The following is a 13,963-nucleotide window of genomic DNA, read 5'->3' as shown; positions in this document are numbered from 1 at the left end:
GACCAGCCACATGGCAGACACCACAACCGCGACGGCCGTACCCGACTGGGTCCTGAAGTTCATGGACGCCATCGACACCCTGGAGTTCGGTGAGGGTTTCGCGCCGCTGACCGAGGACACCGACATGTTCTTCGGCACCGAGCACATCCACGGCGTCGAGGCCATCAAGGCGTTCTTCGTCAAGCTCGACGAGCCACTGCACATCAACCACGAGGTCCTGGAGTACTGGGCCGCGGGCAACGGCGTCCGCCTGCTGCGCGGCGAAGCCACCATGGCCAAGAAGAGCGCGCCGGACCAGGTGGTGCGCGCCCCGTTCATGCACATCTTCTATCTCGACCAGGAAGCGCCGGTCCGCGTCCGCGCACTCCGCATCACCGCGGGCCCGCTGCAGACCGACGCGGTGATGTGACCATGCCCCGGGGCCCGACAGAGAGTGCCCGGGCCCCGGCACCGAGGACGGACAGAGCGAGCGCTGTCCGCCCTCGCTGCGCATCAACCCACCCAGCGGGACGTAGACCGCGCGCGGCGTCAGACGCAGGCTGTCCCGTCCAGCTCCCGGCGGGTGTCCACATAGGCCCGCACCTTCACACCGGCCTGGCCGGGCACCCGGCACGGTCGCGGCGGGCCGCTGGACCACCACAGCGCGCACAAAGCCTGGACGGCCGCGGCCACAGCCTTCTCGCCGCTGCGCGCCCGGCACCCCTTTCCCGACGAGGTCGCCCGAGCCCTGGCCGACGAGGCCAACCTCGCCCAGCTCACGGAGAAGGACGACTACGCCACCCAGCTCACCCCCAGCCGTCGGCGCCGCCCGCTCCAGTCGCCAACTCGCGCGCTCACTCGCCAACTCGCGCGCCCAGTCACGGGGCTCGCAGGCTGTTCGGGGCGCGGCTGCTACAGGTCGAACTCCAGGTGCTCGATGTCCGTGAACCGGACTTCTTCCAGGCTTCCGGCGCGGCGGCCGCCGTCCTGGAAGTACACCTCCTTGAGCGCTTCGGCCGCGATCTCCTGGAGACGGGCGTCACCGGCCCCGGCCTCCTGGGCCTCGAAGAGGCGGGCGGCGTAGACGGGCGGCAGGGCGACGGTCAGGTGCCGGATGCGGTCCTGGTCGGTCGATCCGATCGGCGCGGTGTAGCCCATGCGGGCGCGGGCGTCGATGACGATGCCGCCCGTGCTCGCCGCCTGCGCCTTGGCCCTCGCCCGGATCTGCGGCTGCCACCGCTTCTTCACCTCGCGCTCCAGGCGCGCGGCGAGGTCCGGGCGGGGCTTTTTGATCTGGTCCTTCACGTACCGTTCGACGGTGCGCTGGGAGACCCGCAGCAGTTGGGCGACCGCCTTCGTGCCCTTGAGCTGCTTGACCAGGTATCGCATCTGCGCGCCCGCGCTCTTGGGCGCCGGGCGGGTGAACGCCTTCTGCACCGCCTTCTCCAGGCCGTCCCCGATCAGGCTCATCGTGGCCCTCTCCTACTCTCCGTTGTCGACATCGGTGACGGTGCCGTCCTTGATGTACCGGGCCAGGTTGAGCTCCGGCGCGTTGAACCGGTCCCGGACCTCCTCGCCCCACAGGACGGACTGGGTGCCCTCGTGCTTGACCAGGCCGGGGTTGATGCCGAGCTTGAAGCCGCCGGGCAGCGGCTTGCCCTCCCGGTAGGGCAGGAAGTCCAGCGGGCTCTCGCCGTTGACCGCGTAGACGACGCAGTCGGACAGGATCGCGACCGGGTACTGCCCGGTGAACGCCGCGTGCTTGATGATCTTGCGATGCAGGTTGATCCGGGTGCGGGAGATGACGGCCGCGCGGATGTCCGGCCGCCAGGTGGGCCGGGACAGGGCGCGCCACGGCTCGCCCGGCCGCCAGCCCTCGCCGCGCGGGCGTTCGCGCAGCTTGCCCAGGCCGCCCTTGACCGTGGCCTTGATGGCCGAGACCACGACCGCCAGCTCCCGGTCACGCTCCTTGTAGCCGTCCATCGCGGCGAGGAAGTCGGCCGGGGCGAGGCCGGCGTCGACGCCGAGGTCGGCCATCGTGGCGAGGTAGGCGTCACGGAGCCGGTTGTACCAGCCGTCCAGGTAACGGCCGTTCTCGTAGCGCACCCACGCCTCGATCGGGCGCACCTCGTAGCCGAGTTCCACCGCGTACGCGACGGTGGGCGTCGCGTACCAGGCCGGGCCCTCGGGTCGCTCGCCCTTCGGCGTGAACGGGGAGGGCAGCAGGCTGCCGTCCAGCTCCACCCACTCCTTGCCGGCCTTCACCTTCGACATGTCGACATGGCTCAGGTCGACCAGCCACGAGCCGGGCAGCTTCGCATCGAACGCCGGATTCGTGACGTGCGTCGCCTCGCCGAGACCGACGTTCAGGCCGTTGGCTCCGGCGGCGAAGGCCATGTTCACGTCCAGGCCCACGAGGTTACGGCGCAGGCACTCCTCGTCGGTCATCGGCCGCGCCCAGTCGTATGCCTCCTCGAACAGCTTTTCGCCTGGGCCGCGGACGTGGAACCGGGGCAGGTCCTTGAGGACCGGATGGCCGTCGGGGGCCTCGCACGGCGCCGGGTCGACCGGGTCCTTGCCCAGCGAACCGGGGGTCTTGTCGTCGGCCTGCCGCAGCAAACCGGTCTCCTCGTCGCGCACGGCGTAGGTGGGCGGGTGCAGGGCGGTCATCAGCTCCAGGCCGGTGACGGCGGTGGAACCGCGCGGCGTCATCACCCGGGACGCGTACGCGCCCAGCACCCGGGCGAGCTCGGCCGGCGGAAGCTGCCCGGCGTGGCCCCAGTGCCGGGTGTCCAGCGCGTTCCACGACGGGATGCACAGCTGCACGCAGGCCCGCTCCGAGCCCTGCGCGGGGCGGTAGATCCGCGCCCACGGCCCGAACCCGCGCTTAGTCAACTTCCACTGCGCGCGGGCCAACTGCTTGACGACCTTGTGGCCCTCCGGGATCCGCCCGGCGTGGCGCTCCTCCTCCGTGAGGGCGACGGGCAGGCCGTACCGCTCCAGCGCGGCTTCGGTGAGCACGATCAGCGGGTCGGCCGGCTTGCCCGGACCGGACAGCTTCGGCTGCCCGAGCTTCGCCTCCTTGAGTGTCCAGTCCACCAGAGACGGCAGGGACTTCGCGGGCACCTCCAGGACCAGGCCGCCGACGCAGTACGCCAGCACCTTCCCGCCCTCGACGTCGACGACCGCCAGCGGGCCGTTCTCGAAACGCGGGTCGATCTCCCCCGCCGGGGCCGGGGCCGCGGCCGTCTTCTTCGCACTCGGGCGGCGCGACGTCGACGATGTCGGCCTGGTGGTGTGCGCCGGATGCGGCGCGGCCGCCGGAGCAGCGGCGACGGGAGCGGAGGCAGGGGCCTGGATGTTCTCGGTCACGGTCATGTCCGCAGCGTCGGGTGCCTGGCCCGTGGACAGGGTCTGCGCCTTTGCCGGGGCGGGTGCGGTGGTGAACGTAGCCGACTCCGCAGCGTCCTGAATGGGCGCGGCGGCCTCGGCGGGGTAAAGCTCCGCGAGCTTGTCCAGCAGCCGGGCGTAGGCGTCGCGCTCCGGCGGGCGGGGCTCGGTCTTGCCGGACTCCCAGCCGGACACCGTGGCCCGGCGCACCTTCAGCGCGGTGGCCACTTCGTCGATCGTCAGGCCGTGCGCGGCACGCAGCCGCTTGCGCTCCGCCGGTAGCGGCAGCTTGGCGCGAGACGCGAGCAGGGCGTCGACCGCGTCGAACAACTCGGACATGGAACACCTCCTGGCCGACACCCTACCCATGGAGCGTACGAACCGCGTACGTTGAGCGTACGAAACGCGTATGCAGCGCGTGCGACTTGCGTTCGGAGAGTGGAAACGCGCGCAGCGGAGACGGCGCGGCGCATCCGGGGACGCGTTCGTCGGCACCTGCGGACGGGCAGGGACTGAGCCGTGAACCGGCTGGCGTGCGCGTAGGCCGGGCCCGGCCTGGCTGAAAGCCCAGCGAAAGGGCAGGTCAGCTATGCCGCACTCGCTCTGGAAGGGCGCCTTGAGCTTCGGTCTGGTCACCGTGCCGATCTCCCTGCACGCCGCCACCGACCGCGGGCCGTCCGTCTCCTTCGTCCGCGTGCACAAGACCGATGGCGGACGCGTACGCTACCAGCCCACCTGCTCCCTGGAAGGTAAGGCCGAGGCGCCGACGGAAGTGGCCGGCCGCGGGTGTGGCACCGGTGAGCGCGTCGCCCCGATCACCGACGACGACCTTCAGCAGTTGCCACTGCCGCCCGCACGCTGGTCCGCGAGCCGACAGGAAGCCGAAGGAGTTCTGCCGTCGGCTGGGTGAGCGGGTGGACCGGCCATGACTGGGGCCTTCTGGCTGGGGTCGACCATGGCGGGCCGCTGACGTCTTGGGCGGGGCAGCATCATGCGCCTGCGCCGCAACGCGGGCGGCCCGCCCGAATACAACAGCGCCCCCGGTGACTGTGCCGGAACACCGCCCCGCCACTATGGCCGGACACAGGTGCACGACCTGCTCAACACCGCGGAGACAGTTGTATGACGACCACCACCTCGACCACGACGGCCGCGCGCGCCGTGACCGACACGCTCCAGCCCCGCAACGTCCTCGTGGTGGGCATGTCGGGCATCGGCCTGGCGGCCGCGGGCGACTGGACCGGCCTGCTGTGGGGCCTGCTCGGCGCGCTGTGCGCAGGGCTCATACCGGCCGGGTACATCGAGTGGCAGCGCAAGCGCGGTACCTGGGGTGACCGGCACGTCGTCGACCGTACGAAGCGCGGCCCCATCTTCCTGGTGATCCTGGCGTCCGTCGGGCTCGGGGCGCTCGTCATGGTCCTCGGCCACGCCCCGTCCGGCATCCTCGTGGCCATGCTCGCCCTGTGGGTCATGACCGTGGTCCTCCTGGCCGTCAACACGGTCTGGAAGATTTCCGTGGACTCCGCCGTCGCCGCCGCGGTCCCCGCCCTGCTCGCCGTCGTGCACTCGCCCTGGTGGCTGCTGGCCTACCTGCTCACCATCGCGGTGTGCTGGTCCCGGGTCGCGCTGACGTACCACACCGTCGCGCAGACCGTGGCCGGCGCGTCCTGCGGCGCGGTGACCGCCGCGGGGTTTCTCCTGGTCTGACCCGGCAGACAGCGGCGCCCCGGATCAAGAGGTCCGGGGCGCTGTGGCGTTCGGGCCGGCGCAGTGTGGCGGACGCACCGTCACAGGCACTCCCTTCCCGCTGGTCGCCCAGCCCCCGTCCTGGGGGTGGTCTTTTCTCCGCAGTAGGGGCAGGGCAGGCCTGAAGGGGAGCCGCGGCCGGAGGGCACGAACCCGAGCCGGGCTGTATGGGGAAGGTGATGGGCTTGCCCGTGGACGCACTCTCGCAGCACACCGGGACGCCAGCCGGCCACTCGGTGAACCGCCACGGGACGACAGCCGAGCTGACTCCGGACCTCTCCGCCAGAGGGGGAGGCGTGGGGCCCTTGGCTCCGGCAGTGACGTGGTCCAGGCCTGGGCCCGGGTTCACGGCGGCAAGGGCAACGACAAGCTGTGGGGCAGCAGGAGGGATTGAGGCGCAACTTGCATGCCGCGCTTGCCGACCGGGGCCGGGAATCCCGAGTCGGTGGCGCCGGGCGGTGCGCAGCGCGGGCCAGGCTGGTGATGCCGGGTACGTGCTGCTCGTACGCCGCGCGCAGCGCCGCCTCCTGGTCGTTGCCTGGCGGGGCCTGGGGTGCCGCGGCAGTCGTCGTACATGTCGCGTGTTGTGGGCGGTGGCGCCGCGGCCGAGGTGTCAGACGGCGCCGAGCGCGGTCATCATGCCGAGGCCGTCCGAGACGACCCAGTACTCCGTGAAGCGGCCGTCGGCGGCGCGGAAGATGTCCTGCCCGGCGAAGGAGATGCGGGTGCCGGCCGGGGCGGTGGCACCGGGGATGCCGCCGCGGTACGTGCCGTGGAAGGTCCAGTGTGCCGCCACCAGGCCATCGCCGACGACCGGACCGACGTCCAGGGTGACCTTGATGTCGTCGAAGTAGTCGTACGACTGGCGGACCTGGTCGGCCATTCCCTGCGGGCCGTGCACGTCGAAGGCGGGCCAGTGGCCGACGATGCCGGGGGCGAAGATCTCCTCGGCGGCGGAGAAGTCTCCGTGCCACAGGTCGCGGAGCCAGCGACGGTAGAGCACAGCGAGGGTGTCCATGTCTTCATTTTGCGAACGTGTACGCGCAGGGTCAATCACCGGCCTCGGCCAGCGCTCGCCGTCAGGGCGGTCACCAGCACGGCGAGGTCGTCGCCGAAGTGGACGCGGCGGTCCACGGACCGCCAGTACGAGCGCAGCGCGGCCACCGTGGGGTACTGGGCGGGGTCCGCCTCGGCGGGCACGCTCACCTGGTACGGAGCGCGGTCCGCGGGGCGGTCGGCGTGCTGGGTGAGGTCGCCGAGGAAGAAATTCCAGACGATCCGGTTGGCGGTGGCCGCCTCCTCCAGCGACAGGCCGCAGGCGTGCCAGGCGGTGTAGATCTCCTCCAGGAGCCACAGGACCGAGGGGGCCATCAGGTCGCCCCGTCCCAGCACGTCCACGATCCAGGGTCGGGCCGCCAGTTCGTCGTGCTGCCAGGTCAGCAGGGCGAGGAGGCGGGCGCGAGGCTCGTCGGGCAGTGCGGGCCGGGGCAGGCCGGCCACGATGCGGTCCAGGAGGAGGACCAGGAGTTCGTCCTTGTCCCGTACGTGCCGGTAGATGCTCATCGGGGCGCTGCCCAGCGCCTCGGCGACCCGGCGCATGGTCAGCGCCCGGCTGCCTTCCCTGGTGACGATGTCCAGGGCTGCCTCGATGACGCGGTCGCGGGAGAGCCGGGGCGGCCGACCGCGGCGCACCACCCGTGGGCCGTTAGCCTTCTCCCGCCCTGCGCCCCCGCCCGTGCCTGTATCTGCTGTGCTGTGCTCACTCACGGAAACAGTCTGGCATCGCGGGAATCCGGGCCCGGGGGCTGGCGACGGCCGCGCCGCATGCTCCACTCCCTACGCCGACGGGCCGGGCCCGGCGAGGGCAACGGCCCGCACTGCCGACGCTCCGCCCCGCCACTCCCCCACAGCATGAACCACCGCTCCCCGCCCCTTGCGAGTCTCAGGCAGGAGCATGGGCAAGTTCGCGGAAGCGCCGCAGGAGTGGGTCGCCCGTGCGCCGGGTCGGCCACAGCAGGTGGAGGGCGACCTGGGGGGCGTTCCGCAGGGGCAGGTAGGTGACGCGGGCGTGGGTGTGGGTCCGGGCGGCTGAGGTGGTGGTGGAGCCGATGCCGCGGCCGGCGGCGATGATGGCGAGCCATTCGTCGTAGCTGCCGCATTCGACCACCTGCGCCGGCCGGTTCTCCGGCGGCCAGTCGTCCGGGCTCGTCGCGCCGCTGACGGTGTTGACGACCAGGGGGTGCGCGGACAGCTCCGACCAGTCCAGCTCGCCGCCGGCCGTGAGCGGTGATCCGGCGGCCACCGCGGCCAGCCGGTCCTCCTGGAACAGCGGTGCGCCGGTGACGCCGGAGGCATGGACGTCGCCGCGTACCAGTGCGGCGTCGACATCGCCCGAGTGCAGGGCGGCGACGATGTCGTCGCGCCGCAGGAGGGTCGCCCTCGCGCCCGTGGCGGTTTCGAAGGCGGCCAGCAGGTCGCTGGTCCACGGGTCGGGCAAGGCCCACTGGAAGCCGATCCGCAGCCCGGCATGCCCGCCCGCGGCGGCCAGGGCCGCGTCGAGGTCGCGGAGTACACCACGCAGCCGCCCGTACAACTCCCCGCCTGTTTCGGTGAGTTCGACGCCGTTCGGGGTGCGGTCCAGCAACCGTGTCCCGACCGTCTCCTCCAGTTGCCGGACCGTACGGGACAGCGCCGGCTGGGTGATCAGCAGCTCGTGGCTGGCGGCCGTGAACGTACGCCGTTCCGCGACCGTGACGAACGCGCGCAGATGCCGCAGCTCTACCTCCATACCCCGCAGCCTAAAGGGCCCTCAGCCGCTATGCCCAGCGCGCATAGCCAGGCAGCGACAGGCATTTCCCTCGCGGATCGCGGCTTCCTACCGTGGAAATCGAAGGACGACCGACCAGGAGAGGACGGGGACACGGCATGACGTCATTCACCGGCTGGATCGTGCGGGACACTGCGGACGGGCCGCGTGCGACGTACGAACAGCTCGACACCGAGATGTTGGACGATCTCGACACGAGTGTGCGGGTGCACTACTCCAGCATCAACTACAAGGACGCTCTCGCTCTGCAAGGCCGGCCCGGCGTGGTCCGCCGCCATCCGCTCGTCGCCGGCATCGACGTCACCGGGGAAGTGCTCGCCTCCCGGCACCCCCGTTGGCGGGAAGGTGACCTGGTCACTCTGGACGGCGCCGGGCTCGGTGAAGAATTGCACGGCGGGCTGGCCGGCTTGGCCGTGGTCAACGGCGACGACCTCGTCCGCGTACCCGACCCGTTCAGCCCGCGGCAGGCCGCGGCGATCGGCACGGCCGGGTTCACAGCGGCTCTGAGCCTCCTCGCGCTCGAACGGCACGGTGCGGGTCCCGAGAACGGGCCGGTGCTGGTGACCGGTGCCGGTGGCGGCGTCGGCTCGATCGCCGTGGCCTTGCTCGCCGGAGCCGGTTACGAGGTCATCGCCGCCACCGGACGTCGCGACGCGCTCGGCGGGCATCTCACGGCACTGGGAGCTGCCCGCATCGTCGACCGGGCGGAACTCACCTCTCCCGGCCGGCCGCTGGGCAAACAGCGCTGGGCAGGCGTGATCGACGCGGCCGGAGGAAGTGTCCTCGCCGGTGCGCTGGCCGGCCTGCAGCACTCCGGCGTCGCCACCACCTGCGGACTCGCCGCGGGCGCCGAATACCCCGGCAACGTCCTGCCGTTCATCCTGCGCGGCATCTGCCTTGTCGGCATCGACTCGGTCCGCACCCCCGTCAGCCGTCGCGAAGCGGCCTGGCAATGCCTTGCGCGCCACCTGCGCCCCGCGCTCCTCGACACCGTCACCCGCGTCGTCCCCCTCCCCCACGCCCAGGAAGCGGCCGCCGAACTCCTCGCCGGGAACGGCACCGGCCGCATCGTGGTCGACGCGACCCGGCAGGCCTGAGCACGCCGGTAAGGAAGGAGGAACACATGGACGCCGTCAACCCCAGGAATGCAGGCGCGTACGACGAACTCATGGCGCTGCGCGACGGCCCACGACCGGCCGTCGGCGAGGTCACAATCACCGGGTCGGACCCACTCTTCGTTTCACCGTTCCGGATCGGTGGGGCGCTCGCCGACGCGCTGGCCGCCCGCGCGGTCGCGGCCAACGATCTGTGGGAGTTGCGCACCGGCCGCCGCCAGAGGATCGCGGTCGACGTGCGCGCCGCGGCCGCGACCGCCCTCGGCGGCGAGGACATGACGCTCGTACGCGGCGCCGACGGCGAGTACCGGCCCGCGCCGCCGTCTCCCGACGTCGAGCACATGGTCGCGCTCACACAGCCCTGGCGGACCGCCGACGACCGCTGGTTCCTGCCGCACTTCAACCTTCCGCACCTCGAACGGCGGGTGCTGGACGTGCTGCGCTGCGAACCCACGCCCGCGTCGGTCCGGGCCGCGGTCCGCAGGTGGAAGGCGGACGATCTTGAGGAGGCCGTCGCTGCCGCCGAAGCGTGCGGCGGGGTGGTGCGCACGCCGGAGGAATGGCGGGCGCACCCGCACGGCCTCCACCTCGCTTCGCGTCCGGTCGTGGAGATCTCCAAGATCGGAGACAGCCCCGCCGAGCCCCTGCCCGGCGGGGCTCGCGCCGCCGAGCCGTTGTCCGGAGTCCGGGTGCTCGACCTCACCCGGATCCTCGCCGGTCCCACGGCCGCCATCAGCCTGGCCGAGCACGGGGCCGACGTACTGATGGTGACGGCACCGCAGCTGCCGCAGGTGACGCCCTTCGTCCGCGACACCAGCCACGGCAAGCGCAGTACCTACCTGGATTACACCAAGGCGGAGGAAGCCGTCCGGCTGCGCGCGCTGGCCGCGGCAGCGGATGTCTTCGTGGAGGGGTACCGGCCACATCGTATGGCGGCGCACGGCTTTGGTCCCGACGACCTCGCGCGGCTCCGCCCGGGGATGGTGTATGTGAGCGTCAACTGCTTCGGTCCGGGCGGCCCTTTCGGGATGCGCGCGGGGTGGGACCAGGTCGCGCAGGCCGTCACCGGAGCCTGCACCCTTCAGGGAGACGCGGCGAACGGCGGCCGGCCGCAGCTGACACCGGTGTACCTCTGCGACTTCCTCACCGGATTCCTGGGCGGTTACGGTGCCCTGCTCGCCCTCGCCCGGCGTGCACGCGAGGGCGGCTCGTATCACGTACAGGTCTCGCTCTGTCAGTCCGCGACGCTCCTGCAACGCCAGGGCCTGGTCGAGGACTTCACCGAGGCTCCGGGCCGCCTGACCGCTGACGAGTTCGAGCGTTACGCCGTAACCGAAGAGGGGACCGCCTACGGCGATCTCAAGAGTCTCGGCCCCGTCATCCGGATGAGCGAAACCGCGCCACGCTGGTCGAAGGCCACACCTCGGCTCGGCAGTTCGCGGCCGGAGTGGCTGCCACGTTGAGGAGGAGGCAGCGCCACTCCCCCGGCGGCTCGGCACGTCGCGGCCGGCGCGTGTGATGAGGCGTCGTTGCCTGCCGAGGTGGTCCAGTCCGGACACCGGTGTCTCAGGCCGGGGGGTCTCGCTCGTTGAGCGCGTCGAACTTGCGCACCTCGTTGCGTATGCGCGGGCTCCACTCGGCGAAGAGCGCCCTGACCTCCGGCGTGCTCAGGTGCCGGTCGAGCGCCTCTTGGGACGTCCATTGCTCCAGCACCGTGACGGTTCCGGTCGCCGCGTCCTCCACGCAGAACGAGATCAGCACGTTTCCCGGGTTCGCCGCGGCGATCGGGTACGTCGCCTGCGCCTCGGTGATGAACGTTTCGACGTCACCGGCAGGGACGAAGACCCGGCCGGCCAGGATGACGGCCGTCCGAGCAGTCGGCTCCGTACCCGCGATGGCAGCCTTTTCCTGAAGCGGATCCACTGTTCTCTTCCACCCCTTCGCGTGTGGTACAGCGAGCCCTGGACCGGCTCTGAAGACGCAAGGTAAGCCCTGACGTCGACGTCAGGGGCAAGGGCGGGCTCTTCGACGGAAGTCTGCGGCTGCTTGGTGGAGGCGATCAGCCGGCGTCGTGGGTGGCGGGGAGGTGGAGGGTGAAGGTGGTGCCGGGGCGGGGGTGTTGGGTGTGGGCGGTGAGGGTGCCGTGATGACGGTGGGCGATGTCGCGGGCGATGGCCAGGCCCAGGCCGCTCCCGCCGGTGTCGCGGCCGCGGGCCTCGTCGAGGCGGGTGAAGCGTTCGAAGACCCGTTCCAGGTCTTCGGGGGCGAGTGGGGTGCCATCGTTGTGTACGGAGATGTCCCATCCGTGCTCGTGCGGGGTGACGGTGAGCGTGACGCGGTCGGCGGCGTGCCGGTGGGCGTTGTCGAGGAGGTTGCGCAGGAGTCGGTGGAGTTGGAGGGCGTCTCCTCGTGCGGGTGCTTCCTCGGGGAAGGGCCCGAGCACGACCGGCTGGCCGCGGTGACCGTATTCGTGCGCGAGTTCGTGGGCGATCTCGACCAGGTCGACGACTTCCCCGGGGCCGGGGGTGTCGGGACGGGCGAGGTAGAGGAGGTCGTCGGTGATGCGGCGGAGCCGGTCGGTGGCCCTGAGAGCGTCGTGGACGGCGTCGGTGAGGTGTTCGGGGTGGGCGAGGGCGATTTCGAGCTGGGTGTGCAGGGCCGTGAGGGGTGAGCGGAGTTCGTGGGAGGCGTCGGCGACGAAACGGCGCTGCCGGTCGGCGGCTTCTTCGAGGTGGTTCAAGGTCGTGTTGGTGGTCTCGGCCAGAGCGCGGATCCGGTCGCGGGCGACCGGGACGGGAACCCGCCGGTCCAGGTCGGTGGTGTCGGTGATGTCCGCCACTTGCGCGCGGATGGCCTCGACGGGCCTGAGGGAGCGGCGTGTGGTGATCCAGGCCGTGGCCGCCACGACCAGGGCCGCGGCCGGGACGCCGGCTTTCAGGGGGGTGTCGAGGGTGGCGACAGCCGCGTCGGCGTCGTCGGGCGGGACCAGGTGGTAGACGGTGCGCCGACACCTGCCGGGCACGTCGGCCGGGTCGGTGCAGCGGTGGTCGGGGAGGGTGTAACGGGCGGCTACGGCGGTCAGGTCCCGGTGGAGCAGGCGATCGATGCGCTGGCGGACCCGCATCCGGACGGTCTCGGCAGCGGGATCGTCTCCCTGGGGAAGGGCAGGTTCGATCTGGGCGGGCCACTTCTGCGCGAGGCGGCGGGTCCGCTCGGTGCTGAGGGTGACGGTACGGGACCAGTTGGAGCCGGCGTCGGGCGGGGCGGGCGGCAGGAGTTCGGCGAGGCCGTCCAGGGTGACGGCGATGCCGACAGCAGGGCGTAGACGACCGCTGTCGTCGACCTCGATCTTGGGCCAGAAGCCCTGCTCGAAGACGTGGGTCTGGTCCGTGGTCGCCTCGGTCGCCGCGGTGGTACGGGCCTGCACCGCGGCGAGGCGGGCGGTTTGCCTGAGGGTCTCGTCGTAGACGTGGCCGCGCAGCCACCACGCTCCGGCCGTGAAGACGACGCAGGCGGCGAGTCCCGCGAGGATCGCGGCCCGGGCTTCGGTCGGCATCCATCGCAGCACCCCGATTCGGGGGCGATGTGCGGGGGGCGGGGGTGTTCTCTCGTCGGCGCGCCCGGTGCGGCCGGGCTGTTCCGGGCGTCCCGGGCGTCCTGGGCGTCCGCGTCCTGGGCGTCCTGGCGGAACGGTGCGCTCAGCCACTGGTGCCCCCGGTGGGGGCGAGGCGGTAGCCGTAGCCGCGAACGGTTTCGATCGAACGGGTTCCAAAAGGGGTGTCGATCTTGCGGCGGAGAGCGGAGACGTACACCTCCACGATCGAGGCGTCACCACGGAAGGCCGGGTCCCACACCTCGTCGAGGATCTCCCCCTTGGACAGCACCCGCCCCTCGGCACGCATCAGCGCTACGAGCACACCGAACTGTTTGCCGGTGAGGTGGACGGCCGTGGTGCCGCGCCCGGCACGGCGGGTGGCCAGGTCGGCCCACAGATCCCCGTGGGACAGCACGGACGCGGTGCCGGCGCGGCCGCCGCGCCGCAGGAGGGCCCGCAGCCGGGAGAGGAGGACGACGTAGGAGAAGGGCTTGGTGAGGTAGTCGTCGGCGCCGGTGTCCAGTCCCTCGGCCTCGTCGTGCTCGCCGTCCTTCGCGGTCAGCATCAGTACGGGTGTGGTGACGCCGGCGGCCCGCAGCCGGCCGCACACCCCGTAGCCATGGAGGCGGGGCAGCATCACGTCAAGGACGATGACGTCGTGCTCCTCGGCCAGTGCCAGTGCCAGGCCGGTGACCCCGTCGGTGGCGACGTCCACGGCGTATCCCTCGGCGGTCAGGCCCCGCCGGATGGCGGGGCCGACCTGAGGATCGTCCTCCACGAGCAGAATGCGGCGCATACCTATAAGCCTGGCACACCGTTCGTCCTGGTTTCTTAAGAAAACTTCAGGGGCGCGGCGGGCCGGGCGCCGGTATCGGATCTTCAGGTTTTCTTCGGGTCGGTGTGCGCAGAATGCAGCCGTCCAGTCCTTCCGGCACTGCGTCGGGAAGCCGCGCTGCGCAAGCCTTGCCGCTGCCGCCCGTCGAGCATGCCAAACGCGGGAGGGATGACGGCCCGATCGGGATTTCGGCACCACCCGGTCAGTTCGTCGTGTCCTCGCCCACCGGGGCTGCCGCTGCCCGGCCCGGACACCCGCTCCGTTGACAAGAAACATTCCCATGCCCTGCTCCCCCGTCTCTGCCGCCTATTTCTCCTTCTGTCGCCCTCTGCCGGAACCAGGCGCAGTTGTGGTGTTCGGTTCGGGGCGCCGGTAGCAGCCCTGCCGGCCGCCCGACCTGTACGACGGTTTACCCCTTCGCGCGAGCAGGTCCGGCACGACCGGCTCACATTCACGATGCATTATGAGGTTGAACG

General features: G+C 71.5%; 14 protein-coding genes. 5 read left to right on the top strand and 9 right to left on the bottom strand.

What is annotated here, in order from left to right; translation table 11 throughout:
* Positions 1-10 precede the first annotated feature (10 nt).
* Entirely contained in the window at positions 11-409 is a 399-nt protein-coding gene (locus tag ACZ4QV_RS26430) for a nuclear transport factor 2-like protein (RefSeq protein ID WP_361615638.1), read from the top strand.
* Positions 410-528: 119 nt separating this feature from the next.
* On the opposite strand, the gene ACZ4QV_RS26425 is transcribed toward ACZ4QV_RS26430, so the two are convergent.
* From ACZ4QV_RS26425 to tap, 3 genes are all read right to left on the bottom strand, one after another.
* Positions 529-672 carry a DUF6207 family protein gene (locus ACZ4QV_RS26425; protein WP_361591653.1) on the bottom strand — a complete coding sequence of 48 codons (144 nt, stop codon included), beginning with the start codon at positions 670-672 and terminating at the stop codon, positions 529-531.
* Between the two features lie 219 nt (positions 673-891).
* The gene (gene tpg / locus ACZ4QV_RS26420) at positions 892-1,449 is read right to left on the bottom strand and encodes a telomere-protecting terminal protein Tpg (protein WP_361591651.1); all 558 of its coding nucleotides are present in this window, start codon (positions 1,447-1,449) and stop codon (positions 892-894) included.
* 12 nt (positions 1,450-1,461) lie between these two features.
* Positions 1,462-3,708 carry a telomere-associated protein Tap gene (tap, locus tag ACZ4QV_RS26415; RefSeq protein ID WP_467763481.1) on the bottom strand — a complete coding sequence of 749 codons (2,247 nt, stop codon included), beginning with the start codon at positions 3,706-3,708 and terminating at the stop codon, positions 1,462-1,464.
* A gap of 250 nt (positions 3,709-3,958) precedes the next feature.
* Here tap and ACZ4QV_RS26410 point away from each other — a divergent pair, with 250 nt between their 5' ends.
* Together ACZ4QV_RS26410 and ACZ4QV_RS26405 are read left to right on the top strand one after the other, a co-directional pair.
* Positions 3,959-4,279, top strand: coding sequence for a Ku protein (locus ACZ4QV_RS26410; protein WP_361615633.1), 321 nt, complete (start codon positions 3,959-3,961; stop codon positions 4,277-4,279).
* 212 nt (positions 4,280-4,491) lie between these two features.
* Positions 4,492-5,076: a phosphatase PAP2 family protein gene (locus ACZ4QV_RS26405; protein WP_361153450.1), complete on the top strand. Its 585-nt coding sequence runs from the start codon at positions 4,492-4,494 to the stop codon at positions 5,074-5,076.
* Between the two features lie 652 nt (positions 5,077-5,728).
* Here the strand turns inward: ACZ4QV_RS26405 and ACZ4QV_RS26400 are convergent.
* From ACZ4QV_RS26400 to ACZ4QV_RS26390, 3 genes are all read right to left on the bottom strand, one after another.
* Positions 5,729-6,133 carry an ester cyclase gene (locus ACZ4QV_RS26400; protein WP_467763480.1) on the bottom strand — a complete coding sequence of 135 codons (405 nt, stop codon included), beginning with the start codon at positions 6,131-6,133 and terminating at the stop codon, positions 5,729-5,731.
* A gap of 35 nt (positions 6,134-6,168) precedes the next feature.
* Positions 6,169-6,810, bottom strand: coding sequence for a TetR/AcrR family transcriptional regulator (locus ACZ4QV_RS26395; protein ID WP_467763479.1), 642 nt, complete (start codon positions 6,808-6,810; stop codon positions 6,169-6,171).
* Positions 6,811-7,057: 247 nt separating this feature from the next.
* Positions 7,058-7,903 (bottom strand): LysR family transcriptional regulator, encoded by an 846-nt coding sequence (locus ACZ4QV_RS26390; RefSeq protein WP_467763478.1) that lies wholly within the window; start codon positions 7,901-7,903, stop codon positions 7,058-7,060.
* A 137-nt stretch (positions 7,904-8,040) separates the two neighbouring features.
* Here ACZ4QV_RS26390 and ACZ4QV_RS26385 point away from each other — a divergent pair, with 137 nt between their 5' ends.
* Both ACZ4QV_RS26385 and ACZ4QV_RS26380 read left to right on the top strand, forming a co-directional pair.
* On the top strand, positions 8,041-9,039 hold the full coding sequence (locus ACZ4QV_RS26385; protein ID WP_361615627.1) for an MDR family oxidoreductase: 999 nt from the start codon (positions 8,041-8,043) through the stop codon (positions 9,037-9,039).
* 26 nt (positions 9,040-9,065) lie between these two features.
* Complete coding sequence (locus tag ACZ4QV_RS26380) at positions 9,066-10,520, top strand: CoA transferase (RefSeq protein ID WP_361153463.1); 1,455 nt, start codon at positions 9,066-9,068, stop codon at positions 10,518-10,520.
* Between the two features lie 103 nt (positions 10,521-10,623).
* Here ACZ4QV_RS26380 and ACZ4QV_RS26375 read toward each other — a convergent pair whose 3' ends face one another.
* The 3 genes from ACZ4QV_RS26375 to ACZ4QV_RS26365 form a co-directional block, all read right to left on the bottom strand.
* Complete coding sequence (locus ACZ4QV_RS26375) at positions 10,624-10,980, bottom strand: putative quinol monooxygenase (RefSeq protein ID WP_361591638.1); 357 nt, start codon at positions 10,978-10,980, stop codon at positions 10,624-10,626.
* Between the two features lie 136 nt (positions 10,981-11,116).
* Positions 11,117-12,613 carry a sensor histidine kinase gene (locus tag ACZ4QV_RS26370; RefSeq protein ID WP_467763477.1) on the bottom strand — a complete coding sequence of 499 codons (1,497 nt, stop codon included), beginning with the start codon at positions 12,611-12,613 and terminating at the stop codon, positions 11,117-11,119.
* 142 nt (positions 12,614-12,755) lie between these two features.
* Complete coding sequence (locus ACZ4QV_RS26365; protein WP_361153468.1) at positions 12,756-13,448, bottom strand: response regulator transcription factor; 693 nt, start codon at positions 13,446-13,448, stop codon at positions 12,756-12,758.
* Positions 13,449-13,963 lie beyond the last annotated feature (515 nt).

The sequence above is a fragment of the Streptomyces sp. NPDC026394 genome, assembly GCF_055567735.1.
The sequence above is the reverse complement of the archived record's forward strand: the minus strand, read 5'-3'. Positions and strand labels throughout refer to the sequence as shown.